General features: G+C 68.5%; 16 protein-coding genes. 11 read left to right on the top strand and 5 right to left on the bottom strand.

From position 1 onward, the window contains the following. Positions 1–137 precede the first annotated feature (137 nt). Both ACH4U7_RS45055 and ACH4U7_RS45050 read right to left on the bottom strand, forming a co-directional pair. Positions 138–4523: a BTAD domain-containing putative transcriptional regulator gene (locus ACH4U7_RS45055; RefSeq protein WP_398533569.1), complete on the bottom strand. Its 4386-nt coding sequence runs from the start codon at positions 4521–4523 to the stop codon at positions 138–140. Between the two features lie 175 nt (positions 4524–4698). After that, positions 4699–6807: an asparagine synthase-related protein gene (locus tag ACH4U7_RS45050; protein WP_398533568.1), complete on the bottom strand. Its 2109-nt coding sequence runs from the start codon at positions 6805–6807 to the stop codon at positions 4699–4701. Between the two features lie 1015 nt (positions 6808–7822). Here ACH4U7_RS45050 and ACH4U7_RS45045 point away from each other — a divergent pair. From ACH4U7_RS45045 to ACH4U7_RS45000, 10 genes are all read left to right on the top strand, one after another. After that, complete coding sequence (locus ACH4U7_RS45045; protein ID WP_089504617.1) at positions 7823–9256, top strand: MFS transporter; 1434 nt, start codon at positions 7823–7825, stop codon at positions 9254–9256. A 260-nt stretch (positions 9257–9516) separates the two neighbouring features. Further along, on the top strand, positions 9517–10722 hold the full coding sequence (gene lhgO / locus ACH4U7_RS45040; protein WP_398533567.1) for an L-2-hydroxyglutarate oxidase: 1206 nt from the start codon (positions 9517–9519) through the stop codon (positions 10720–10722). Between the two features lie 241 nt (positions 10723–10963). Next, positions 10964–11689, top strand: coding sequence for a tRNA (guanosine(46)-N7)-methyltransferase TrmB (gene trmB / locus ACH4U7_RS45035; protein ID WP_398533580.1), 726 nt, complete (start codon positions 10964–10966; stop codon positions 11687–11689). A 97-nt stretch (positions 11690–11786) separates the two neighbouring features. Beyond that, the gene (locus ACH4U7_RS45030) at positions 11787–13274 is read left to right on the top strand and encodes a PrsW family intramembrane metalloprotease (protein WP_398533566.1); all 1488 of its coding nucleotides are present in this window, start codon (positions 11787–11789) and stop codon (positions 13272–13274) included. Positions 13275–13421: 147 nt separating this feature from the next. Beyond that, positions 13422–13811: a very short patch repair endonuclease gene (locus ACH4U7_RS45025; RefSeq protein ID WP_398533579.1), complete on the top strand. Its 390-nt coding sequence runs from the start codon at positions 13422–13424 to the stop codon at positions 13809–13811. A gap of 133 nt (positions 13812–13944) precedes the next feature. Beyond that, positions 13945–15483: an ATP-binding protein gene (locus ACH4U7_RS45020; protein WP_398533565.1), complete on the top strand. Its 1539-nt coding sequence runs from the start codon at positions 13945–13947 to the stop codon at positions 15481–15483. After that, positions 15473–16468 carry a PD-(D/E)XK motif protein gene (locus ACH4U7_RS45015; protein WP_398533564.1) on the top strand — a complete coding sequence of 332 codons (996 nt, stop codon included), beginning with the start codon at positions 15473–15475 and terminating at the stop codon, positions 16466–16468. The genes ACH4U7_RS45020 and ACH4U7_RS45015 overlap by 11 nt, the downstream gene beginning before the upstream one ends. 25 nt (positions 16469–16493) lie before the next feature. Continuing rightward, entirely contained in the window at positions 16494–19493 is a 3000-nt protein-coding gene (locus ACH4U7_RS45010) for a Z1 domain-containing protein (RefSeq protein WP_398533563.1), read from the top strand. Between the two features lie 91 nt (positions 19494–19584). Continuing rightward, a complete protein-coding gene (locus ACH4U7_RS45005) occupies positions 19585–20565 on the top strand; it encodes a DNA cytosine methyltransferase (RefSeq protein ID WP_398533562.1) in 981 nt (326 codons plus the stop codon). An 89-nt stretch (positions 20566–20654) separates the two neighbouring features. Further along, complete coding sequence (locus ACH4U7_RS45000) at positions 20655–21848, top strand: DNA cytosine methyltransferase (protein WP_398533561.1); 1194 nt, start codon at positions 20655–20657, stop codon at positions 21846–21848. On the opposite strand, the gene ACH4U7_RS44995 is transcribed toward ACH4U7_RS45000, so the two are convergent. From ACH4U7_RS44995 to ACH4U7_RS44985, 3 genes are all read right to left on the bottom strand, one after another. Then, the gene (locus ACH4U7_RS44995; RefSeq protein WP_398533578.1) at positions 21823–22560 is read right to left on the bottom strand and encodes a DUF6339 family protein; all 738 of its coding nucleotides are present in this window, start codon (positions 22558–22560) and stop codon (positions 21823–21825) included. The two genes, ACH4U7_RS45000 and ACH4U7_RS44995, sit on opposite strands and share 26 nt — an antisense overlap. Positions 22561–22754: 194 nt before the next feature. Continuing rightward, on the bottom strand, positions 22755–23726 hold the full coding sequence (locus tag ACH4U7_RS44990; protein WP_398533560.1) for a hypothetical protein: 972 nt from the start codon (positions 23724–23726) through the stop codon (positions 22755–22757). Beyond that, positions 23723–25810 carry a helix-turn-helix domain-containing protein gene (locus ACH4U7_RS44985; protein ID WP_398533559.1) on the bottom strand — a complete coding sequence of 696 codons (2088 nt, stop codon included), beginning with the start codon at positions 25808–25810 and terminating at the stop codon, positions 23723–23725. Before ACH4U7_RS44985 ends, ACH4U7_RS44990 begins: the two co-directional genes overlap by 4 nt. Before the next feature lie 171 nt (positions 25811–25981). Between ACH4U7_RS44985 and ACH4U7_RS44980 the strand changes: the two genes are divergently transcribed. Beyond that, positions 25982–26377: a DUF397 domain-containing protein gene (locus ACH4U7_RS44980; RefSeq protein WP_398533558.1), complete on the top strand. Its 396-nt coding sequence runs from the start codon at positions 25982–25984 to the stop codon at positions 26375–26377. The last annotated feature ends 181 nt before the right edge of the window (positions 26378–26558 follow it).

Below are 26558 nucleotides of genomic sequence, written 5' to 3'. Positions count from 1 at the left end.
TGTCGGGCCAGGCGGGGGTCTGTCGGGCTGAACGGCGGTCATCCGGGGCCAGGCAGTGGTCGGGCTGGGCAGCGGCAGCGGTCGTCTGAGGCTGCGGCAGCGGTCGTCTGAGGCTGTGGCAACGGTCGGGCGTCGGGCTAGGCAGCGGTCACCAGTTCGTCGAGCAGGGCGATGACCTGCTCGACGGACAGGCCCGCGCCCTCGGCGCGCAGCGCCTGGGCCGCCTCGCGGCCCAGGGCGCGGTGCGCGGCCGCCACGGTCCTCTCGTCCTCGCGCAGCATGAGCGGGGTGCGCTGCAGCTCGCCGCGCCAGGCGTCGGCCGCGCCCAGCAGCCGGGCGGCAAGGCGCTCCTCGTCGCAACCCACCAGGGCGTGGGCGGCGGTCTCCGCCTGGCGGGCCAGCAGGAGCTCCGTACAACCGGCCTCGACGCCCCTGCTCAGGTTGTCGCGCACCTTGCACAGCGCGCCGGGCGCATCGCCCTCGTCGGCGGTGATGCGGGCGTCCACGCCGTCCATGATGATCCAGAACTGCGGGGGCGGGGTCGCCTGCTCACCGGTGCGCCGCGCCTCGTCGCACAGCGTCCGCGCCCGGGCCAGATCTCCGCGGTGCAGCTCGATCAGTGAGCGCAGCAAGCGGTTGAAGGACTGGACGTCCCTGGAGCCGCGGCGCCCCGCCTCCTGGTCCGACTGGTCCAGCAGCTTCTCGCCGCGGTCGAAGTCCCCGGCGTTGATCGCCACGTCAGCCAGCCGGGTGATGAGGAACGGCGTCTCGGTGTGTGCGCCGATCTCCCGCGCGAGCCGCCGCGCCAGCTCGTAGGAGGCCCGCGCCTCGTCGAGCCGGGCGCGGCTCGCGGCCATCTCGCCCGCGGCGGTCTCGACCTGGGCGAGCATCCACCGGTCGCCGACCCGTCTGCTCAGCTCCCGCAGCTCCGCCCAGTCCGCCTCGGCGTTCTTCATACCGCCCGACGAATCGATGGTCACGTGCGTACGGAACATCAGCGCCACGCCGACCGCCCAGTCGTCGCCATACGCCCTGCAGTGGGCCACCACCTCGCTCATCAGTGGCATCGCCCCGGTGTGGCCGTCGATGACGAACCCGGCGAACGGCCACAGCATGCCGGGGAAGCGGGCGGTGCGCGGGCTGGGGTGGGCCATGTAGGCATCGCGGATGCGAAGGGCCGCGGTCACGGCCTCGGGGCTGCTCAGGGTCGGCCCATCGGCGTTGTCGGCGTTCAAGAAGAACAGCAGGAGCCGCAGGTCCATCTGGTCCCAGTAGCGCGTGACGGCCGCGTCGACGCCATCCTGCCCGGACGGGACCTCCTCGGGGATCGAACCGAGCATGCTGTAGATGTCGCCGCGCCCCATGGAGCCGCCGAGGATCAACGCCTCACGAGTCCAGGCAATGCCCTCGTCCCGGTAGTTGCGCAGCCACCAGAACCAGCTCATGGCCGTGACGAAGTCGATCGCGGTCTGCTCGTCGCACGCCTCAAGGGAGCGCTTCAGGGCGGCTCGGATGTTGTCGAGTTCCGCCTCGACGCGGTGCAGCCAGGAAAGCTGTTCCGCGGAGCGCAGCCGTGGCTCGGCGGTGCGGGCGAAGTCGAGGAAGTGGGTGGTGTGGCGGGCGACGGCGGCGGCGTGGTCGGCCCGGGCGGCGGGGTCCTCGACGGCCCGCTCGCCGACGTACTCGTGGATCGTCTCCAGCATGCGGTAGCGGACCTCGGAGGGGGCCGCGCCCGGGGCGCCGACGGAATCCTCCGGGGCCGGGGCCGCCTCCGGGGCCGGGGCCGCCTCCGGGGCCGGGCCCTCTGGGGCCGGGTCTTCCGGGGCCGGGTCTTCCGGGATCGGGTCGTCTGAGGCCCGGTCGGCCGTCGGATGGTCGACGACCAGGAGCGACTTGTCGACCAGCGCCCCGAGCAGATCGAGCACATCGCCGGGGGCTATGTGCTCGTGGGGGCGGGCAGGCCGGTCGGTGGCGGATAGGTCAGTGGCAGGCCGGTCGGTGGCGGGCAGGTCGGTGGCGGGCAGGTCGGTGGCGGGCGGCGCGTCCGCGCACACCGCCTCCGCCGCGCTCAGCCCCCATCCGCCCGCGAACACCGAAGCCCGGCGCAGCACCGTGCGCTCGCGCTCGTCGAGCAGGTCCCAGGACCAGTCGACGACGGCCCGCAGCGTCTGCTGGCGCGGCAGCAGGGTCCGGCTGCCGCTGGTCAGCAGGCGGAAGCGGTCGTCGAGCCGGTCGGCGATCTGGCGCGGGGTCAACAGCCGCAGCCGCGCGGCCGCCAGCTCGATCGCCAGCGGCAAACCGTCCAGCCGACGGCAGATCTCCGCGACCGCGGCCGACGTGTCCGCGTCCCGCGCCGGGTCGAACCCCGGCAGGGTGGCCGCGGCGCGCTCGGCGAACAACTGGTGGGCGGGCGCGGGCCGAAGCGGCTCCACGGGCCGTACGGTCTCGCCCGGCACGCCCAGCGGCTCCCGGCTGGTGGCCAGCACGGTCACCCCCGGGCAGTGCGCGAGCAGCGTCTCGGCGAGCCGCGCCGCGGCGTCTATGACGTGCTCACAGTTGTCGAGCAGGAGCAGCAGACGGCGGTGCGCGCAGAGCTCGACGAGGCGCGCGGTCGGATCGGCGCCGTCCGCCGGGCCGATCCGCCCTTCCAGCCCGGTGGCGAGCAGGGACGTCTCACGGTCGCCTACAGCGCTCAGGACGGTTCCGGGGACGGCGGCGGGATGGTCGAGCTTGGCGAGTTCGGCGACCCAAACCCCGTCGGGGTAGGCAGTTGTGACGGTCGAGGCGGCCTCTTCGGAGAGCCGGGTCTTGCCGGAGCCGCCCGGGCCGGTGAGCGTGACCAGCCGAGCGCCGCGCAGATCCCCGTGGAGGTCCCCGATCTCGCTCTGCCGCCCGACGAAGCTGGTGAGCCGCGCCCGGAGGTTCCCGCGCGGACGCAAGCCGCCGCCTTGCGGCCCGCTCGGTCCCGGTCCGCCGTTCGACGGCGCGGGCGGGGTGCCGATGAGGGCGGTTCCGGCGTCATGAGCCGCCCTGGCGGGGCGGGCCATGACGGGGCCGGCTTCAGGGGCGCGGGCGCCGTGGACAGCGGCGGCCGACCCGCCACCGTAGGTGGCCTCGGGCGTGTGGGCGGCGTGCCCAGCGGCCGGCCCGCTGCCATAGGCGGCCTCAGGCACGTGGGCGGCGTACCCGGCGGCCGGCCCGCCATCCTGGGGTGTCTCAGGACCGCGCTCGGCGTACGGCCCCAGGGCGCCCGCTCCCCCACGGCCCGCCGCCGCGCCGCCGACTGACTCCGAGGCGCGAGGCACCGCAGCCCCGCCCGCCGCCGCTGAGCCAGGAGCCGAATTGGGCTCATGGGCGGGATCCCCGGCGGCGAGCCGGTCGCCGCCGGGGATCCCGCCCGGCGTCCCCGGACCGTGGGGCGCCTCGGGCACGCGGTCGGCGTGCGCGACACGGGTCGGCTCCGACGCGTGCGGCGCCACAGGACCGTACGGCCCGTGCCTCGCCTCGTCGCCGGAAGAGGATGCCCCGGCCTCCCCACCACCGTCACGACCGTCGTAGGCGGCGCCCGCCCCAAAGGCCGCCTCAGAGCCGCGCGCCGCCCCCCGTTCGCCGCCACCGCCGCCACCGCCGCCACCGCCGCCACCGCCAGCGCCGCCACCGCCAGCGCCGCCGTCGCCTACCGGGCCGGTCGGCCCGCCGGGACGCCGTACCGCCGCGGGCCCCGCGCCCGCCGAGGGCGGCACAGGCCCCCCGGACAGCGGCGCGCCAGACAGCGGCGCACTGGAGGACAGCGGCGCACCCGACAGCAGCAACCCGTGCAGCGCCTTGAGGTCCGTGCCCGGGTCCGTGCCGAGGTGGTCGGCGAGCGTCCGGCGGACCGCCTCGTACGCGGCGAGCGCGTCGGCCGGGCGGCCCGACGCGTGCAGCGCGCGGATCAGCTGCGCGTGGAAGGTCTCGTCGAGCGGGTGGTCCATGACGAGCTCGCGCAGCTCCGGTATGACGTCCGCCGCCTGGCCGAGCGCGAGGTCGGCGTCGATACGGCGGTGCAGCGCGGTGAGCCGCAGCGCCTCGGGGCGGGCGGCGGCGGCCTCCCGGTCCGGCAGATCGGCCAGCGCGGGGCCGCGCCACAGCGCGAGCGCCTCCCGCAGCACGTCGGCCGCCTCTTGTGCGTCACCGGCGCCGAGGGCCCGCGTGCCGTGCTTCGCCAGCGCCTCGAAGTGGAGGAGGTCGACGTCCTGTTGGCCGTTCGTGGCGAGGCGGTAGCCCCCGGGCGAGGAGACCACCGCGTCCCGGCCGATGGCCCTGCGCAGACGGCCCACGAGCGCCTGGAGCGCGGCCGGGGCGTCCTGGGGCGGGTCGTGGGTCCACACCTCGTCGATGAGGACGTCCACGGCTACGGGAGCGGGGCGTGCGGCGCGCATGGCGAGCGCGGTGAGCAGCGCGCGGAGACGGGAACCGCCCAGCGGCAGGGGGTTCCCGTTGTCGTCGCGTGCTTCGGCCGAGCCGAGGATCAGATACCGCACGGGGTCATTGTCCTCGGGTCAGCGGTAGGACCATACGAACACGTGGTCAATTGGCGTGCCGTTACCCGACCCGGACCGGACCCACGGCCCGAAGACAAACCGCAGCACCACACCCACACCCGCAGCACCACACGCCCATAACCGCACACCCACACCCATACCCCCACCCGCAGCCCTACAGGCTCGGCCGCGGCACCACTCCACCCGCCACCGCCCGCTGCCGCGGCGCCGCCGTCCCCGTCCAGCAGGTGCCGCGCCGGGCCAGCAGCCGCCGCAGCCAGACCTCCGTGGAGACGAGTTCGGCCAGCCCGTCCAGGGGCAGCCGCTCCCCTTCCGCCGCCGCGCGCAGCGCCTTGCGTACGACGCGGGCCTCGACCAGGCCCGCGTCGGCGAGCAGCGGCGCGTCGAAGAGGTTGACGACCTCGCCGACCCAGGCGCGCAGCCCGGCCCGTACGGCGGCGGCGTGGGCGGCATGGGAGGTGGCTCCCCAGCCGGGTGGCAGGTCGCGGATGCCGGCTCCCGCGAGGACCGCGCGCAGCGTGGCCGCGCGCGCCCCGGGTTGCACCCGTAGCGCTTCGGGGAGCGCGCGGCAGGCCCGTACGACCTGGTTGTCGAGGAAGGGGGCGTGGAGGCGCTGGCTGCGTACCTCGGCCGCCTGCTCGAACACCCGGTGGTCGGCGGCGTGCCTGGCCAGGGCCGCGTCGGCGCGCCGCTCCCCGGGGCGGCGCAGGGTGACGGGGCGGGCCGCGGCCTGCTCCAGGCGCAGCGACACCTCGGCCAGCGCCTCGCCGGTGAGCCAGCGGGCGGCGGGTCCTGGCCGGCACCAGGCGAGCGCGGCGAGGGAGGCGGAGACGACCCCGGGCCCGGACCTGCCGCCGTCTCGCCCTCCGCTGCCGTCGTCGGTGAAGCGCCGTTCCAGGAGGCGGCTCGCGGCGTCCTCGACGCCGTCCCGGTAGGACGTACGGGCCAGTTTGCGCGCCGCCCGGTAGACCGTGAAGGGCACGAAGAAGGAGTGGCCGGAGGGCCCGTCGGCCTTCGCAAGCGCGGTGGCGGGGCGTAGCAGGTGGCGGCGTCTTCGGTCGAGGAGCAGGTCGGCGAGGCGCGCCGGGTGGGCGTCGAGCGCCTGGCGGGCGCCGTGGCCGACGAAGTGGTCCGCGCTGCCCGCGACGAGCCGGCGGCGGTGGCGTTCGGCGCTGACGATGGAGGGGCCGGGTTCGTCGGTGAGCGGGCCGCTGTCCAGGGCGGCGTACGGGAGCGCTTCCTCGCCCGCGGTGACGACGACGTGGTGCAGCCGCGGGTTGGCGGCGATGGTGCCGGCCCGTTCCAGCTCGGCCTCGCGGGCGCGGGCGCCGCCCGCGGTGGCCAGGTCGTTGAAGGTGACGGCGAGGAGGCGTTCGCCCGCTTCGGCGCCGTGGCCGAGGAGGGTGCCGGGCATTCCGGGCAGTCCGGCGGCCAGCAGGGCCAGGGTGGCGGAGGCGCTGCCTCCGGAGAGGTCGGCGCCGATGCCGGGCGCGGGTGCGCCGCGGGCCGCGCGCCGTTCGGCGGGGCCCATGCCGGGGACCGGGCCGGGGTCGAGGCCGCCGCTGGTGTCGGGGGCGTGGCGGGGCGCGGTGAGCCTGGCCCGTACGGCCTCCACGAGGGCGTCCCGTACGCCGTCCACGGCCTTTTCCTGGTCCACTTGGGGCGCGGCGACGGCGAGCGAGGCGGTGGGCTCGTAGCCGACGATGTCGCGGGCCCCGTCGCGCAGGATCAGCGCGTGTCCCGGGGGCACCCGTCTGACGCCCATGTACGGGGTGCCGTCGCCCATCGCCTCCGGGGAGTCGGGGCAGGCCAGCAGCGCGCCGAGGTGGCCGACGTCGAGCTGCGCCTCGATGAGGTCGGCGAGCGGGAGGGCGGCCGTGGCGTACGCGGTGCCGCCGCCCCAGTCCGTGTGGAAGACGGGCCGGGCGCCGGCCAGGTCGCCGACGATGGTGGTGCGGCGGCCGATCTGGGCGACGGCGGTGTAGCTGCCGGACCAGGCGGTGAGGTGGCGCAGGGCGCCGCCGCGGGCGGCGAACAGGCCGACGCGCAGCTCCTCGTCGGACGCGCCGCAGCAGCCGAAGACGGCGAGGCGGGAGAAGGGGTCGGCCTGGACGACGCGTACCTCGTCGGGCCGCCAGTCGCCGACCGCCCACAGCGGATCGGGGTCCGACCACAGGAGATGGGCGCCGACCGGCTGGACCGCGCGGCCCTGCGAGGGGTCTGGCCCCGATGCGGTACTGCTCCAACCCACCAACCACCGCATCGCGCCTCCACAGGGTGTGGGCAAACAAGGCAACCAAGAAGTAGGTGCCATCATGCACAGCACGTCGACGGTTTCGGCATCGAACCGGACAACTACATGGATCTCCTGGATGTCCTTTGACCGCAGTCGACCACAGGAACAACAGGGTTGATCACAAGACGTGATCCCGCCAAGCGCGGACGCGCACGCGGGAACCGTCGTCGGCGCGACGGACCGCTCCGCCGTGGCCCATGCTGCCACGAGAGGGGCGCAAGGGGGCGCGCAAGGGCGCAGAGACGCCAATTGGGCGCCCGTGAGGCGCGCTTGGAACGAGGTGTACAAGCCGTACGAGTCGTCGGGCGCGGGGCGCAGCCGTCGACGCGGGGCGCATGCACTGAACACCGCAGGACGCCGCAGGAACACCGCAGGAACGCGCAGGACGCCGCAGGAACGCCGCAGACGCCACGGGGAGGACTGCCGCGCCGGACCTTCCCCTCCCCGGCCCGGCGCGGGAGCCCGGCCGTGATCAGCACCACACAGGGCGACGGCAGGTGTCGACCGGCGATATTCGGCCAAATTTCCGTAGCGTTCTTGATGAACTTACGGAAATCTCGCGGCGGTTTGCGACCGCCCAGCGGCGCCCCGGCAGCGCCCCGACGACAGCCTGGCGGGAAGCCCTCTCCCCCGCATCACACCTGACGGTACGTCAGTCCGGGAGGCGGCATCCGCCTCCCGGACCGCTCCGCCGCCCGCGGGGAATGAGGCGGCGGCGTCCCCCAGCCCACTGATTCCGTACAGCGGGCCGACCCACGCAGGACCCATCGAAACGTTCCCGCGAACCCTGAGACAGAGCGCACGGACAGGCGCACAGCCACACACAGCAGGAGCACGCACCACGCTCCGCACGTCCGTTCGTACAAGAATCTCGCCATCCGGGACACCACCTCTTAACGGTCGGGATCCGGCGAACTACGCTGGGTTTACGAATGCCCCGTGCCTATGCCGGGGCGGCCGTCGGTGCTGTCGAGGGGTACGCATGACCAGGGAGCCACGCGGGCCGAACGAGAAGCTCGGCACCGTTCTCGCCCTCGCGGGGATCAGCAATGCCGGGCTGGCGCGGAGAGTCAACGACCTCGGAGCCCAGCGTGGCCTGACCCTTCGCTACGACAAGACGTCCGTGGCCCGCTGGGTCTCGAAGGGCATGGTGCCCCAAGGCGCCGCGCCCCATCTGATTGCGGCCGCGATCGGGAGCAAACTCGGGCGGCCCGTACCACTCCATGAGATCGGGCTCGCCGACGCCGATCCGGCGCCCGAGGTCGGCCTCGCCTTCCCGCGCGACATCGGCCAGGCCGTGCGCTCGGCGACCGAGCTCTACCGGCTGGATCTGGCGGGTCGGCGCGGTGGGGGCGGGATCTGGCAGAGTCTGGCCGGATCCTTCGCGGTCAGCGCATATGCCACGCCCGCGTCCCGCTGGCTGATAACCCCGGCCGACCCGTCGGTCGCGCGCGAGCCCAAGGACGCCGAGGGCAGCGTGGGACTGGACGGCTTACCGCAGCGCGTCGGGCACAGCGACGTCACCAAGCTGCGCGAGGCCGCTGTGGATGCGCGCCGATGGGACTCCAAGTACGGCGGCGGCGACTGGCGTTCGTCGATGGTGCCCGAGTGCCTACGGGTCGACGCGGCGCCCCTGCTGCTCGGCTCGTACAGCGACGAGGTCGGCCGCTCCCTGTTCGGCGCCACCGCCGAACTGACCCGGCTCGCCGGGTGGATGGCCTTCGACACCGGCCAGCAGGAGGCCGCCCAGCGCTACTACATCCAGGCGCTGCGCCTCGCGCGCGCCGCGGCCGACGTGCCCCTGGGCGGCTATGTGCTGGCCTCCATGAGCCTGCAGGCCACCTATAGGGGCTTCGCCGACGAAGGCGTGGACCTGGCCCAGGCCGCCGTCGAGCGCAACCGCGGCCTGGCCACCGCCCGCACCATGAGCTTCTTCCGCCTCGTCGAGGCCCGCGCCCAGGCCAAGGCCGGGGACGGGCCGGCCTGCGGCGCGGCGCTCAAGTCCGCGGAGGGCTGGCTCGAGCGGTCCCGTTCGGGCGATCCCGACCCGTCCTGGCTGGACTTCTACTCGCACGAGCGGTTCGCCGCCGACGCCGCCGAGTGCTATCGCGACCTCCGACTTCCGCGCCAGGTAAGGCGGTTCACGGAGCAGGCGCTGGCCCGGCCCACCGAGGAGTTCGTCCGCTCCCACGGGCTGCGGCTCGTCGTGTCCGCCGTGGCCGAACTGGAGTCCGGCAATCTGGACGCCGCGTGCGCGGCGGGCGCCCGTGCGGTGGAGGTCGCCAATCGAATATCGTCCGCGCGCACCACCGAGTACGTACGGGACCTGATGCACCGCCTGGAGGCGTACCGCGACGAGCCGCGCGTCGCCGAACTGCGGGAGCGGGCGCGGCCGCTGCTGATGGCGCCGGCGTGACGCCTGAAGGGGGCGGTGTGACGGGGGTGACGCGTGATGGGGGCGACATGCCGGGCCGGACGGCTGACGGCTCCGGCCCGGCAGCCTGATCACGTGATGGTGAGGCGGAGCACGCGATCGTCTGCCGTGATCGTTCGGTACCGGCGGAGTGGCAGATCACGGGGGGTGACGCGGGTTTCTGATGGCTGTCAGTGGCGCGGGTCATGATAGTCATCAAGTTCGGTGAGTGGATTGTGCGCGGCGTGGGGAGGTGAGGTGACGTGAGGGCGCTGGACTGCGATGTGCTGGTGGTCGGGGGCGGGATCGTCGGCCTGTCGACGGCGTATGCGATCACGCGCGCCTCGCCCGGCACCCGGGTGACCGTCCTGGAGAAGGAAGCCGGCCCCGCCTGCCACCAGACGGGGCGGAACAGCGGCGTGATCCACAGCGGCATCTACTACCGCCCCGGGTCGCTGAAGGCGCGGTTCGCGGCCCAGGGCGCGGCGGAGATGGTCAAGTTCTGCGCCGAGCACGGCATCGCCCATGAGGTGACCGGCAAGCTCATCGTGGCGACGGAGCGGGCGGAGCTGCCCCGGCTGCACGCCCTGGTCCAGCGCGGCCGGGAGAACGGAATCCCGGTCCGCGAGCTCGGCCCCGCCCAGCTCGCCGAGCACGAGCCATGGGTGCGCGGCCTGGCCGCCATCCATGTGGGTACGACGGGCATCTGTGACTTCAAGGCCGTGGCGGCCCGGCTGGCCCGCCTCGCGCGCGACGCCGGGGCGTCGGTGCGGTACGGGGCGGGGGTGCACGCCATCGGGCGGCGCCCGTCGGCGGTCGCGGTCCGTACGGGCGACGGGACGGTGCTGCGGGCCCGCGCCCTGGTCAACTGCGCCGGTCTGCACTGCGACCGGATCGCCCGGCTGGCGGGCGACGACCCCGGCATGCGGATCGTCCCCTTCCGCGGCGAGTACTACGAGCTGGTCCCCTCGCGCGCCTCCCTCGTGCGCGGCCTGGTCTACCCCGTCCCCGACCCGGCCTTCCCCTTCCTCGGCGTCCATCTGACCCGCGGCGTCGACGGCTCCGTCCACATCGGGCCGAACGCGGTGCCGGCCCTCGCCCGCGAGGGCTACACCTGGCACACGGTCCGCCCGCGCGAGCTGGCCGGGACGCTGGCGTACCCCGGCTCCTGGCGGATAGCCCGCCGCCACTGGCGTTACGGCGCGGGCGAGCTGCGCCGCTCGCTGTCCAAGGGCGCCTTCACCGACGCCGTCCGCCGTCTGCTGCCGGATGTCACGGCCGACGACCTGATACCGGCCCCGGCGGGCGTGCGCGCCCAGGCGGTGCTGCCCGACGGCACGCTGGTGGACGACTTCCTGATCAAGGAGTCCCCCCGCGTCGTCCATGTGCTGAACGCACCCTCGCCGGCGGCGACGGCATCGCTGCCGATCGGGCGGGAGGTCGCGAGACGGGTGCTGGAGCGGCTGTGAGTCGGGCCTGGGCGCTGGGGCCCGGGCGCTGAACGGTCGGGCGCTGAACGGTCGGGCGCTGAACGGTCGGGCATGCGGGCCTGAGCGCTGGGGCCCGGGCACTTCGGGCTCGGGCATGAGGGGCCCGGGCGCGGCTGCCTGGGCCCGTAGAATCGAAAGCACTGTGTCCGAGAACCACACCGCCCCCGAGCCCTGCGCCGAGCGCACCCTGCCGACCCCGCGCGACCGTCGCGCCGAGCCGATGTTCCCGGGCGGCCCGCTGGCCGACCCCGCCGGCTCGCACCACGAGCGGCGCATCCGCTCGTTCCGCCCCCGTCGCGGCCGGGTGACCTTGGGCCAGGGCGAGGCGCTGCGCCGCCTGTGGGGCCAGTGGGGCCTGGACATCGACGGCCTCTCGCGTATCGACCTCGGCGAGCTGTTCGGCGACCCGGGCCTGCCCGTCGTCCTGGAGATCGGCTTCGGCATGGGCGAGGCCACCGCCCAGATGGCGGCCGCCGACCCCGGCACCGGCATATTGGCCGCCGATGTCCACACCCCCGGCCAGGGCAATCTGCTCGCTCTCGCGGAGCGGAAGAATCTTTCCAACATCCGGGTGGCGAACGGCGACGCGATCATCCTGCTGCGCGAGATGCTGGAGCCCGCCTCCCTCGCCGGGCTGCGCGTCTACTTCCCGGACCCCTGGCCCAAGAAGCGGCACCACAAGCGCCGCCTCATCCAGCCCGAGTTCATCGCCCTCGCCGCCACCCGGCTGCGCCCCGGCGCGCTGCTGCACTGCGCGACCGACTGGGAGCCGTACGCCGAGCAGATGCTCGAGGTCCTCACCGCCGACCCGCACTTCGAGAACACCCAGCCCGACGGCGGCTACAGCCCGCGCCCGGCCTTCCGCCCACTGACCAAGTTCGAGGGCCAGGGCCTGGAGAAGGGCCATATCGTCCACGATCTGATCTTCCGCCGCAGCGAGACATAGCGGGGGCATAGCGCGGGACACAGCGGAGACATAGCGCCCTTTAGCGCCTGGGCATAATCCTTCGGTCCGCCATTCCGCCGTTCGTTAGGGTCGTCAGGTGCACCAGTCCCCGCCCCCGCACCAGCAGCCCGGCCCCCCGGCCACGGCATACGGACAACAGCCGTGGACCGGCCCCACGTCCGTGCCGCCGGCCGGAGGCGACTGGCCACACCCGCCGCCGGGCCGCGGCCCGTGGGGCGGCCGGCTGAGCGCACTGTGGGCCAACAAGTCCCTGCGCGCCACGGCCCTGATCGTCCTGCTCTCCCTCTCCGGGCTGATCATCCTGGCCCTGGTCCGCCAGCAGACCGGCACCGAGGGCTTCCTGGTGGGCCTGGGCCTGGCCATCCTGCCCGTACCGCTGCTGATCGCCGCGTTCCGCTGGATGGACCGCATCGAACCCGAACCCTGGCGGAACCTGATCTTCGCCTTCGCCTGGGGGGCGTGCGCGGCGACCCTCGTCGCCCTCATCGCGAACGGCTTCGCCACCGATTGGCTGATCACCAACGTCGCCGACTCCTCCTCCAGCCAGGCCGACGTCGACGCCTGGGGCGCCACCCTGGTCGCCCCCGTCGTCGAGGAGAGCGCCAAGGCCGCCGCCGTACTGCTCCTCTTCCTCTTCCGGCGCCGCAACTTCAACGGGATCGTCGACGGCGTCGTCATCGCCGGAATCACCGCCACCGGCTTCGCCTTCACCGAGAACATCCTCTACCTCGGCACGGCCTTCGTCAGCGACCAGGAATTCGGCTACTCCGGCATCCGCTCCACCACCGCCGCGACCTTCTTCATCCGCGCGGTGATGTCCCCCTTCGCCCACCCCCTCTTCACCGCCGCCACCGGCATCGGCTTCGGCATAGCCGCCGCGGCCGCCCAGCACCAGCGAGCGCGCCGCGTCCTCGTCCCCCTCGCCGCCCTGCTCGGCGCCATGGTCCTGCACGGCCTCTGGAACGGCTCCGCCACCTTCGGCGGCTACGGCTTCCTCGCCGTCTACGCCCTCTTCATGGTCCCCGTCTTCGGCCTGCTCACCTGGCTGACCATCTGGTCCCGCAACAACCAGCTGCGCACCATACGCACCCAGCTCACCACCTACCAGGCCGCCGGCTGGCTCACCCCACCAGAACCCATCGCCCTCTCCTCCATGCGCGCCCGCGGCATAGCCCGCGACCTCGCCCGCCGCACCCAGGGCCCGGCCGCGGCCCGCATCGTCGCCGAGTACACCGCGACCGCCACCTCACTCGCCTTCCTCCGCCACCGCGCCTACCTCGGCACGGCGGGCCCCGACTTCACCACCCGCGAGGGCGAGCTCCTGGACCGCCTCTGGCAACACCGCGAAACCGCCCAACCGGCCCTGGCCCACGCCGCCCTCTCCGTCCCCCTCCCCCGCCGCCCAATCCCCCGCCCGCACCCGGGAATGATGCCCCCGCCGTACTGGCCCACCCCACCCCAGGCCGCGTACGCGCCGCACACCACGTACGCCCAGCCCAGCCCATACGGCTACCCGGCCTGGCCACCGGCGCACCAGCCGCCGTACCCGCAGGGGCAGCAGTAACGCCCCGCCGCTCAGGCATGCCTTCCGCAGAGGCCGGACCGTGGCGCACAAGCCGCCGTCCAGCTGCCCGGACTCAGTGACATCTGCCCTGGCCGGCACAATGGCCACGTGCCCGTCACACCGTCTTCCCCCGGTGTCTCCGCCCGCATGAGCCGCCAGGCCAGCCAGGACACCACCCCAGAGATGGCTGTGCGCCGTCTCCTTTATGCCAGCGGGCATCGCTACCGTCTGCACCGCCCCGTCCCGGGGCTCCCACGTCGGAGCATCGACATCGCCTTTCCTGGCCTCAAGATCGCTGTCTTCCTCGATGGGTGCTTCTGGCACGGCTGCCCCCAGCACGCGACCCATCCGAAGGCGAACGCCGACTGGTGGCGAAACAAGCTGAATCGCAACATGGCGCGCGACCTTGAAACCACCGAACGCCTCACGACGGACGGATGGACGGTTTTGCGCTTCTGGGAGCACGAAGCGCCGTCCGATGTGGCAGGGCGGGTGGCTGCCGCCGTCGCCGACGCGAGAAGGCCACACAGTTCATAGACCCGTGCCGGAAGAGCGCGGTTTCAGAACTTCCAACCCACTTGTCGGTCCCCTGCTCTACCGTCACCATTACTCGTACGAATCATGCGATTGCGAGTGATCACACTCCTCGCACTCCCGGATCTCAAGGCGGATGATGACAGGCTGGCAGTTCGACGTCCCCACAACCGGTAGCAAGCACCTACCTCCGGATGCCCGGTACATGGAGGCGCTGAGCAGCCAAGGGTACGGCTTCGAGGTGGCCATTGCCGACCTCGTCGACAACTCGATCGACGCAGGCGCGAAAGACGTTGTGATCCACTTCCTTCGTGACGGCGAGCAACTCGTTTCCCTCCTCGTCGTGGACGACGGACGTGGCATGGACGACGAAGCGCTGGACGTCGCCATGACGATCGGCGGTCGCCAGTCGTACGGCGCCAAGTCTCTCGGGATGTTCGGTACCGGCCTGAAGTCGGCGTCCCTCTCTCACACCGACGCCGTCACAGTGGTGAGCACCACCAAACGCACCCGCGCCGCGGGACGCCGTTGGTTGATGGAGCACGCCAAGTCCGGATTCCAGTGCGATATTGTCGACTCCGACTTCGCACAGAGACTCGTCGACCGCTACTACGACAAGCCCATCACATGGCAGGGCACAATTGTTCGCTGGGACGGAGTGAAGGACTTCCCCAAGCACGGCGGCAGCGGGCAGACAGATCGCTACCTACAGCGCACAATCAATAAACTGGGCCTCCACTTGGGGCTCTACCTGCATCGTTTTCTGGCTCGCGCGGACTTCAACATCACTATCGCCGTCGAGGACGTCCTGACCGGCACGGTCTACCTGGACTTCGGTGTCGACCCCCTGGACCCGTTCGCCTACCCCGTTACCGGTGCTGCGGACTACCCGCGGAAGTTCGGCGCCTCGATCAAGAGTCTCGCTTCCCACATCGTGCTCGACGCCCACATTTGGCCCCCCAAGTCCAACATCGACGAGTACCGGGCCGTGGGCTCCGTCATCGATCGACAGGGCTTCTACTTCTACCGAAACGACCGCCTCGTCCAGGCCGGCGGCTGGAACAACTACCGCCAGCCCGAACAGCATCTTTCTCTTGCTCGCGTGGCGATCGATCTACCCGAGATGCTGGGCGATGTCTTTCGACTCACAGTCAAGAAGTCAGGCGTCGACCTGTCCCCAGAGTTCACAGCCGCACTCGATGAAGCGGTGGACGAGTCGGGCACCAAGTTCTCCCAGTACCTGACGGCCGCAGACACCACTTACCGCGAGGCCCGCAGACGAGTAGGTGTCACACGCAAGGCGGTGATCGGCCCGGGCAAGGGGATCGCTCCGGACGTACGGGCGGCCATCGAGGAGGAGTTGCCTCTCCTCCCCTATGAGGACCCGATCGGCGTCCGCTGGGACAAGTTGGACAACGAGTTGTTCTTCCACGTCGATCGCAAGCAGCGGACCATCGTGCTCAACAAGCACTACCGCAAGGCGATCCTGGGCGGCCATGACGGCAGTCTCAACGATGCCCCACTTCTTAAGTCGCTGATGTACCTGCTGCTGCATGAAGTTTTCGAGAAGGAGTACAGCGGCCGTCGCGAGAAGGACAACCTACAGCTGTGGCAATCGGTATTGGTGGCTGCGGCACGCAGTGAACTGGACCGGGTGGCCGACGATGACGGCTGATTCCAAGGCCGATTGGTCGCAGATCGAACACTTTCTTCACGCCGGCCGAGGAACGACCATCCCTCTCGGTGGCAGTACCCTGCCCCGTGTCGACTACGTCGTGACGGACGATCGCGACATCGCCCTCCATTTGGAGCTCACGTCCCGTCAGAGGTTGCCGCGCTCGCCACATCCGCTGATACGTGTCGAGGAAATAGCGTACGACGGCCTGCGCATGGCTCGTCTCAGGACCACCCAACGACAGCTGCTGCGCGACTTTCACGACCTCCTGTGCGCCGTCGCCGATCGCGTCGTTGACCGGGGGCGGACCCCGGATCAAGCCTTCAATGAGACGGTGCAGGCCTGGCGTGCCCTTCTCGACAAACCCCGGGCGATGAGCTTGGAGAAACGAATCGGCTTGATGGGCGAACTGGTGATGCTGACAGCCATCGCCACCTCGCATGGATGGCAAACCGCCGCAGAATCCTGGAGAGGGTCGTACGGCGAGGAGCACGATTTCGGTCTGCCGTCTTATGACATCGAGGTCAAGACCACATCCTCGGAGGAACGCAGTCACACCATCCATGGCCTTTCTCAACTCACCCCGAGTACAGACCGGCCGCTCTGGCTGGTGTCTATCCAGCTCACCCGAGGCGGTGCTCACGGTCGCACCTTCACCCAGTGCGCCTCGTCCGTTCGAGAGCAGTTCGCACAACACACAACGGGTGCCGCCCTCGACACACTCGAGCAACGTCTCGCGGCCATCCTCCAACCCGACAGCTCGAACATCCTGTCCACGGACGATGAACGTTGGTCGCTCCGCAGCACGCCGCTGGTCCTCATGGTCGACGACCATCTGCCACGCTTGGACCAGTCACTCCTTCGCCTGCTGCCGGCCGAGTCGGCCGCCCGCATAAGCAAGGTCGACTACAACATCGACGTGACAGGTCTGCCGGCCGGCCTCGAACCGCCTGCAGCGCTCCAGAGTCAATTCTTCCTACCGTGAGCCACCGCCCTTGAGGAAGCGCCACATGAGCACAGCGGACAACGCCAACGCCGACCTACTTCTCAAGGTGCATCAGGCTGCCTTGGCCGGCATGCAAGCAGCCGGCCCCGCACCTCTCGGGCGCGCCGTTGCCTTCTACGCCGAGATGCAGGCATCCGGGCACGACGTCTCCGAGACAGCATTCAGGGACATCTTGGTCGCAGGCAGCGATGGCGCCGAAGCATTGAAGCGCCTATGGCGCATTCAGCTCACCGACTGGGACTACGCGACCGGCCCCACGACAACCGACTGGGCCGCCGATACCGAGCCACGTACGGACGAACGTCGCACCGTGGTCCACGACAGACTCGGCCTTGAGCCCGTAACCCGCAAGGTTCTGGATGCCGAGATCCCGGTGCAGAAGACCGCCGGTCCAGTCGTCATCAGCCAAGAACGGAAGCCCTGGCGCGGGATCGGCACTCAGCATGGCGTCGACTGGTATTGGCCGGCGTACCAGCGCTACCTGCAGGAGCAGAAGGGCTGGAGTCCAGAGACCACAACGGACCTGGGTGACGCCGCCGAACGGGTTGTCGAGCGCCTGGCGGACCCGACCTCGCCCGAGGCTTATCAGTCGAAGGGGTTGGTTGTCGGCTACGTGCAGTCCGGGAAGACTGCCAACTTCACGGGCGTCATCGCGAAGGCCATCGACGCCGGGTATCGTCTGGTCATCGTGCTCGGGGGGACGTTGAATCTACTGCGTGCCCAGACCCAACGCCGCCTCGACATGGAGTTGGTGGGGCGGGAGAACATCCTGCGTGGGGCCAGCAACGAGGTTGATTCCGACTACGCGGACGACACCGCATGGCTCCGCAGAAAATTCCTGACTCACGGTGGGATGCCGTCAGAACTTGGCGCCTTCGATGTCGAACGGCTCACCACACGCGCCAATGACTACAAGTCCTTGGCTCAAGGTATCCGCGCGCTCCAGATCGAGAAGCGGGAGAAGGCACTCCCACTGTACGACCCGCGTAACCTCGACCACGCGGCCGCTCGCCTGATGGTGGTCAAGAAGAATAAGAGCGTACTGAACAAGCTGGTGAATGACCTGGAAAAGATCAAGGGAATTCTGGGCGAGATCCCAGCCTTGATCATCGATGATGAGTCCGACGAGGCGTCTCCGAACACCGCCAATCCCAACAGGAGTGACGGCCCCGATCGTACAGCCATCAATCAGAAGGTGTCCGAGCTGCTGGGACTTCTTCCGCGAGCCCAGTACGTCGGCTACACAGCAACACCGTTCGCGAACGTATTCATCGACCCCAGCGACACCAGGGACATCTTCCCTAGGGATTTCCTGATCTCTCTCCGTCGGCCCCATGGCTACATGGGGATTCAAGATTTTCACGACCTGGAGTCGAAGATTCCGCCACAGCAGCGCACCGTGGCGAACTCGAACGAGAAGGCCTACGTTCGTGAAATCGGTGGCTCCACCGAGGAAGAGGACGACGTCAGCCTGCGCAGGGCCCTGGACATGTTCGTCCTTACGGGAGCCATGAAGATCTACCGAGAGGCCGAGGATCCTCGGGTGGACGAGAACCACTTCCGACACCACACCATGCTGGTGCACGAGTCCCGGCTGACGGCAGAGCACAGCGAGCTGCGAGGAAGGCTGCTGCGCCTGTGGGACGAGGGCGGATACACCGGCCCTTCCGGCCGGCAGCGGTTGCGTGAACTCTTCGAGTCCGACCTTCTTCCCGTTTCCCGCGTCCGAGCCAACGGTTTCGCGGTCCCCAGTTCCTATGACGCCCTGGCACCCTACATCGGAGCGGCTTGGGCCCGCATCGGCGCCGACGATCGACCGGTCATCGTGGTCAACGGCGACAAGGACATCGAGAGAGGCGAAGCAGACTTCGACCGTCGCGCTATCTGGAAGATCCTTATCGGCGGGCAAAAACTGTCGCGAGGATTCACCGTCGAGGGCCTGACTGTCACCTACTTCCGCCGACGCGCGGGCAACGCGTCCACGATGATGCAGATGGGTCGCTGGTTCGGATTCCGCAAGGGCTACCGAGACCTGGTCCGCCTGTGGGTCGGCCGCAGGGAGTCGTCGGGCGGACTGCGCCCACAGGAAATCGACCTCTACGACGCCTTCGAGGCAATTTGCCGAGACGAGGAGAGCTTCCGAGCACAGCTCGAACAATACTCCGTCATGGTGAAGGGTAAGCCACAGGTCACACCGGCTCAAGTGCCGCCTCTGGTCTCCCAGCATTTCCCGAAATTGAAGCCGACGAGTCGCAATAAGATGTACAATGCACGCCTGGTCGAGGTCAGATCGCCGGGCCAGTGGTCAGAACCCACCGCATATCCGACGGAAAACCAGACTGCTGCCCTGCGCCACAACACCGACCGGTGGCTCCCGGTGCTGGATCGGCTGTCGGACACTCCGACACATTTCTCGTTTCACAAAACAGATTCCGGGACCACTCACGGATTCGAGGCCTTCACCGGGCTACTGACCCCCGAAGAGGCCATCACTGTCTTTCGGACACTGAAATGGCACGGAGAGCACTTCGCCCCGAGCCTCGCCTACTTGGAGGCCATCTCACAGTCCCGTCGAGACGTGGACGACTGGCTGGTGCTCGCACCTCAGCACTCCTCCTCGGGTCAGCGCGTCCCGCTGGGAACACGCAAACGCTCATTGTCCTGGTTCAGCCGGCAGCGACGGCCCGAGCGATATCCGCTCTTCGGCGCCATCAGCGACCCGAAGCACCGAGCAGTGGCCATGCGGATCGCCGGCTCCCTCACACACAGCAATGATCCGGCCACAGAGCAACACATGGCTCCCCGACGCGGTGTGATCACCCTGTATCCCGTACTCGAGCAACGCCCCCCTGTCACAGCAACGGGCGAGGCCGACCTGAAGCGCTTGGTCATGGCCTTCGCCTTCGTGGCCCCCGCTACAGCACACGGCCACGACGAAAAGGTCGTGCGGTTCACCACCATCGACTCCGCCCAGGAGAACGAGGCGATCATCGACGCAACCTGACACCAGACACGTCCGGCACCAGAAATGTCCTGGCCTGCTCCGACCCGCCCGGTCACCGGCCCACCATCGTTGCCTCAAGGAGAAAGCCGCATTGACCTCACCACGACTCTCCTCCCTCGAAATCTGCGCGGGAGCCGGTGGCCAGGCCTTGGGGCTGGAACGAGCAGGGTTCGATCCGGTCATGTTGATCGAGAACGACGAGAACTCCTGGAAGACGCTGAAGCTGAATCGCCCGAATTGGCAAGTCCTGCGCACCGATGTCATCGACTTCGACCCGGAAGAACATCCCTCTGTCTATGACGTGGATCTCCTTGCCGGTGGCCTGCCACGCGTCAAGTCGGCGGCGACGGTTCAGCGCCGCGAGAGCGACACGGAGCGGAAACTCCTGGAGGCGGCGGTGTGGCTCACACACTCGGTGCAGCCACGTGCCGTCCTGCTGGAGAACGTCCCAGACCTTGTCACCTCTGACAAGTTCGAGAACATCAGGTCCTGGATCGTCGAAAACCTCGCCGACGTGGGCTACGAAGTCCAGTGGCGTGTGCTCGATGCGGCGGACTTCGGCGTCCCTCAGCACCGCCGACAAGGGTTTCTGGTGGCCATGCGTCACCCGGAGCTCAGCCGATTCGACTGGCCCGAACCCGCGGCCGAACCGGCGCCTTCGGTCGGAGAGATGCTGGAAGCATCCATGGCCCGAGACGGTTGGCCCGGAGCCTCTGCATGGGCTGGACGAGCGAATGAGCCGGCACCCGCCATCGTGGGTGGTTCCGCCTTCAGGGGCGGGGCCGATCTCGGACCGACCGGCTCCAAGCGCGCCTGGGCAAGGTTGGGCGTCAACGGCAACAGCATCGGAGACGGTGTGCCAGGCCCCGACTTCCCCGTCGATGCCTTGCCAAAGCTCAATGTGCGCCAGGTCGCGATGTTGCAGTCCTTCCCTGACGAGTGGAGGTTCTTCGGCCGAAAAACCTCCGTGTACCGGCAGGTCGGACATGCCTCACCACCGCCGGTGGCTGAGGCTGTAGGACTGTGCATCGCCCACGCACTTGGGGTGAAGGCGCAGGCAGGGGGCAGTTGAGTGTGATTTGCCGGCTTTCCGGCAGTGCCTTCCGGCCGATCACCAGGTATGTTCGTGATCACTCCCAGCGGCCGGCTAAACTCACGGTCATGAACAACCAGGAAGCCCCGGAGCCGATCAACGTTGTTGATCTCTTTGCGGGATGCGGGGGCTTCACGGAAGGTTTCCGGTCCTTCCGCACCCCTGGCGGGACGGCTCCGGTCTTCCGATCAGTTGCGGCCGTCGAGCACGACTTGGCGGCGGCCTCGACGTATGCCGCCAACTTCGCGGACGACGCTGGCGGGCTGCATCACATCCACGCGGGTGACATCGAGGACTGGCAACCTCGCGACCACGGCATCAAAGCAGACGTCATTCTTGGTGGCCCTCCGTGCCAGGGCTTCTCCGGGCTCGGGCTGGGGGATGTCAACGATCCTCGTAACAAACTGTGGCGCGAATATATGCGGGTCGTCAATGAGATCGAGCCCAAGATTTTCATCGTCGAAAATGTTGATCGGTTCTTGAGGTCCGCCGAGTTCGAGGCACTTTACGCGGCCACAGAGAAGCCCAACGGTGGTTTGCGAGACTACAAACTCGTCGAGTACTCCGTCCTTAATGCGGCGGACTACGGTGTACCCCAATCACGACGCAGAACCATCGTCATAGGAGTCCGTCGAGATCTTGAATATCTCAACGGACTCCGCTACCCCGATACCAGCCACGCCAAGGCGCCCGAAACCATGGGAACGACGCTGCCCGGAATCGAGTCCAAAAAACCTTGGGTGGCAGTCGGCCCCGCGGTCTTCTCACGCTCCCTGGTGACACCTGTCACCACTGAACTCCCGGAAGGAACCTGCAATCCACTCGGACTGAAGGACTTCATCCTGCCGGGAACTTTCAGAACCACGGACTTGCATTTCGGGCGGACGCCAACAGATGTGTCCTTGGCCCGATACAAAGCAATTCCTCGAGGCGGCAACAGACACGATCTTCCTCCGGAACTGTCGACTCCGAACTGGCTGGCCCACCGAAACGGATCCCACGACGTCATGGGGCGCATGTATTGGGATCGACCATCGGTAACTATCCGAACGGAGTTCTATAAGCCAGAAAAGGGTCGCTACCTGCACCCCTTCGCATGGCGTCCCATCACCCACTATGAAGCCGCACTCATTCAGGGTTTTCCTGAGTCATTCAAATGGTGTGGCAGCAAGATCCAGATCGGGCGTCAGATCGGGAATGCCGTGCCGGTCGGCCTCTCGCGGGCGCTGGCGGGGGTCATCCACCAGGCTTTGCGAGGCTGACTCCGGCACCCGACTCTTCAGCGGTCGCTCCTCTACGGCGAAGGTAGGGGGACTCCGCATGGACCTTCTCAAATATTCTCACCAGAGCTTCCACTGATGATTTGAGAACTCTTCCATCTCTCGGACCATCCGGGAGCGATTCCAGTGGAACAGACGGAGCTGATTCTCCCTCCGCGATCCAATCAAGAACGGCATCGACATCAGGTGGTTCCGCTGGCGCGATGACGTCGTACATCAAGGTGCTCCCGACGATGTTTATTTCGTGCGCCAATGCATTGACGTGATCACCGAGGAGAGACACCTTACGTGCCGCCATATTTCGAAGAACCTGAAGAAGCGCCAGTGCCGTCGGGCGGTGATCGATCGTATTCAGCCTGAGAGCTGTATGGAGCACGTCCTGGTTACTGCACGCGAATTCCGCACTCCTGTAGTCTTCCCCATCCCGGAACATTTCTGCGGCCCACCACAGCCTTGCGAAGGCATGTTTATAGTGCAACCCCACGAACCGGTCCGCGGGGGCAGTCGGACTGGGCGTGGCTGACGTAGCCGGCCCCCGGTGGCGCCAGATCACGTAGTCCGGCGCCACCGCCAAGGACATAAAGTTCCACAGCTCCGGATTGGCCGCTTCGGCTCGCGTCATACGTAGGGTGGCGTGCAGGCGTGGTGCCAGCCAAGCGTCGGCTCGCGTGCGTGTTTCCGCAAACCTCCGCATGGCCTCTTCGACCAATTCCCTCACCGGAGCGGTGCGCCAACGCGCAGCGGACACGCCAATAGGCTTACTGGCGCGCTGGAGGGCGACCCTGGGCGGATTCTCTTGGCCAGTGAGCACGCTACGAGTCAGATACTGTGTGGCTGCGGGGGTGGGCAGCAGGGCAAGAACCTCCGGAAGTGCAGGGGAAATCCGGCTCACCGGTCTGTCACCTCCGCTCGGTCGAGTGCGCGAACGGCAGTTCTGAGGTGCTTCGGAACACGGGCGCGCTTGGCTGCTGCGTGATGAATATAGGTCTGCAACTCCGACCACCCCTGATCGTCCGTGCGGCGCTCATGCACCTCAAGCAAGGCATCGGCCAACGAGGCTCCGGGCATCACATCCGGCAACATGTGGCGCAACACCGTTTCGCGCCAACCCGACGGGATTTGAGGAGTTCCATCGTCATCAATATCAAGATCACTCACAGCTGCATGGAACATGGCCGTCCACGCCTCGTCAGCGATTTGTGACGCCACCAACCCTCGCGCACCCCTCTCCATCTCGCTTCCCGCGCCATTGAGCAGTGGCGCGAGACCTTCGAACCCGGTGTTGAGATAGACAGTCGGCATCTCACCACTCGTCTCCACCAGCCATGGAGAGTCCTTGAACCTGACCAACCACTCCTCGGTACCGTCGCGGAAGTCGATCTCGACGATGTTCAGTTCCTTCTTGCGCTCGGGAACACGAGCAGTGAGGTCGATCGTCCACACCGTGTCAGCGGTACCGATCACTCGGCCGGCCACGCCTCCGACGGTGGCAACGACACTCACCATGAGGGAGGCGCGAGCACGATACAGCGCGCGTGACACAGGGACGCTGCCGACCCAAGCCCCATCCGGCTTCTTGCGCAGCGGACGCGCCAGTCGGGTGTTGGTCGCTCCTTCGGTGAGTACCACAACACAGCCGACGTCGGTCCATGGGCCCGTCTCGATCTCACGCTCCGGCAGTGAGACGCGCACCTCGATCCTTGCCTCGTCCCACTTGGTCCGCTCGATCTCGTGCAAGGCAACGACATGCTCGGTTCGGGAGATCATCGAATAGGAAAGATCTCGGCCATCGAGCGCAACCTTCTCGATTGTCACATCTATATCGCCGACAACCGTGGGGTAGGGCATCAATGTCTTCATATCCGCGCCCCCTTTGCTCGCCTGATGTCCACGGCGAGACGCGCCCAACCTGCCGAGACCAGGTGACTGCCGACCGCCGTCACGCCAGCAAACGACGCGCTGCGTACGCCAGACTGAACCCGCAAATTCTTCCCGTCGACCTCACAGTTCTCCACCGCAGTGAGTGCTGCCCAGGTGATCGTGGCCTTCCCGCCCTGCTGCGAATCGAACCAGGCGACGGGAGTCAGCAACCAAGGGTCGTCCCGCTGTGGAACTCGCAATTCGATGTTCACTCTCCAGGCCCCGGTGTCGTCGATCGCCCCCTCCAGATGGCGAATGGTCGGATATCCCTCAGTGCGGCGTGCCCCGGCCGCAGTATCCAACTGGAGAAGTTCTCTCAGGGCGGACGGACCCCCATTGGCTCGTGCTTCACGGCGTCCGACAACTTCGCGCAGCGCAGCGTCCACATCGGCTCGGAACTTCTTGGGACGCGTCAGTGCACCCCGAGCGTACGCAACCGCGAGCTCTTCGGTTCTGTCCCACTTGTCGTGCTCGGGCGGCTCGGATGCTCGCAGGAACGCCTCCGCCGACGCCACCACCGGCCCGTCCTCGCCGGTGGCATAGCCGGCCAGAAGGATGGCTTGGAAGGGGTCGGTCCCCAAAGGGACCTCCCGCGGTCGACGGGTCATGACCGTCATCCGGCTGCCACGCATGTAGACGACCCTGCTGTGTTCCTGATCCATGTCGTCCGCAGGAGTCACCAGCAACACGGCCTGATGCTCCACCGTCTTGTCCCCCGTGCCTCGCAACGGAGGAACCGACAAAGGGACTCGGACGAGCGCCACTTGATCCACCGCAGTGAGCTTTTCCACGGTGACGCCGTCCAGATACGCCTTCAATGCCCTTACCTGAGCCGGAAAGCGCTCGCCGGGGTCCACGCGCTGCTCCGGGATCACGACCTCGCCGTTGCGCAGTGCCGCGACCGAGGCCTGCAGCAGTGGCGGCGTGCTCTCTCCAGCCGTCATGGCGGCCCAGAAGTTGTCGGCCAGCGCCACAGTCAACTTAGTGTGCATGTCGGCGAGATCGGGCCGTCCTCGTTCCCCTTCGCTGCCCATGTCATGAGCACCAACGATCAAAAAGGACGTGCCCGGATCCTGGCTCTCGCGCTCCAAATGCAAGGCACGGGCGGTCTCCTCGTCCGCCCACCATGACCGAGCCACTCTCCTGAAACCTGGTGTCTCGTCCGGCTCCCCAAGCCATGCGGGTCCGGCGAACGACTCACCGTCCACCCGTCTCCACGGCAGATCCAGACGCCCGATCATGCGCCGTTCCTGATGACCCTCGTATGGCTCGGAGAGAACGCTGTTGATCAAGACGAGCCCCAGGCGGCTGTTCGCCCACAGGGTCGCCTTACCCAGGCCGAACGACCCGCCGGCGCGCCCTGTTGTCTTGTGACTGTCCAACTGACGCCGCACAACAGCGGAGAACCTGCCGTCGTCGTACTCCGGTCCCGTCAGTCCGGCAGCGTTGTAGTCGTCGATCCGTAGGAGCAACAGGCTGTCGCTCTCGTCGAGTTCCCGCAGTCCCTCAGCAAGTACTCGCCCCACCTTCTGACGGTGGCGGGCCGCTGCCCGGAAGTGCGGCTCGAGGTCGTCCCACCGCAGGTGCTCCTTGAACGCGCGCAGTTGATCGCCACTCACCTCGTGGAGCGTGTAGCGGACACGAACGGGGCGTGTGAGATCGAGTCGTTCGTCGAGGCTGTTCTGGGTGGCCTCTCGGGCGAGCGTACCCAGATCGGCCTCGAAGGCGAAGGCGGCAGCGTTACCGAACTCCCTCCCTCCGTCCGCGTGCGCACGTCGGTGGTACCAGATCCGGTCAACAGCCCGTTTTTCGGCGTCCTGCAGAGATGTAGCAGCCCCGGGCAGAAGACCGAAGAACTCCTCTATCAACCTGAGCTTGTCGGCTCTCGGCATGGCACGGTTGTTGACCCACGCCGAAACCCCGGCTCGGGTCATGTTCAAGGCCGCAGCCAACTCCGCCTGACTGACCCTGCTCCGCCGTAGTTGGCGCTCCAGCCAAGCGCCGAAGGAGTCGAGCTCGCCCACCGAACCTCCCCGTTCCCCTGTCGCCATGAGCCACCGAGGTTATTTGACATGGGCAGGCACGTCAAATTTAGGTTGACGCGATGTTCGAAAAGGGTGCTACCGTAGTGCAGCCGCCACACGCCAACTCCTGCGCCAGCAACCGGCATCGCCCCTGACCGAAGGGTTCAGCTCATGTCCGAACCGGCACGCGTCGAGTACACCTTCGAGGTGGAGAAGGCCCATCCTGCGACCGTGACGCTCCATCATGCCGAGGGAGGCACCGCCATCGTCGTGGACTCCACCGCCCGGCCCGTGAGGATCTCGATCAACGACGTGCCTGCAACAAGGAACGGGCTGTCGCGCTCGCACGACTCCCGCTCAGCGCTGATGGCCGAAGCTTCAGCATCCGTTGCAGACGATGCCTGGTTCAAGTCGTCGTACAGCGGCGCTGGCCACACGGAATGCGTCGAAGCAGCCTTCCTCCCGGGCGGCATCGCCGTACGGGACTCTCAGGAGCCGGATCGGGCCGTTCTCTCGTTCTCCGCCCACGCCTGGGGGAACTTCGTCGCAGCCGTGCAGCGCAGGTAAGCGGGCCGCGTCCAGGCCCTGGAGAGCGCACCCTCTCTCGCCTCTCCGGAAGGAGCATCGTGATCAGCCGGCCGACATGCTGATCACGATCTACGGGCGCGATCACCCGAGAAGGACATCGTCCGCGCCACTCTTCAGCTTCATGAGCACGGGATGATCGATGACGCCGGCGCGATGCTCC

Origin of the sequence: Streptomyces sp. NPDC020845 (assembly GCF_044334165.1) — a bacterium.
Lineage (GTDB): Bacteria > Actinomycetota > Actinomycetes > Streptomycetales > Streptomycetaceae > Streptomyces.
The sequence above is the reverse complement of the archived record's forward strand: the minus strand, read 5'-3'. Positions and strand labels throughout refer to the sequence as shown.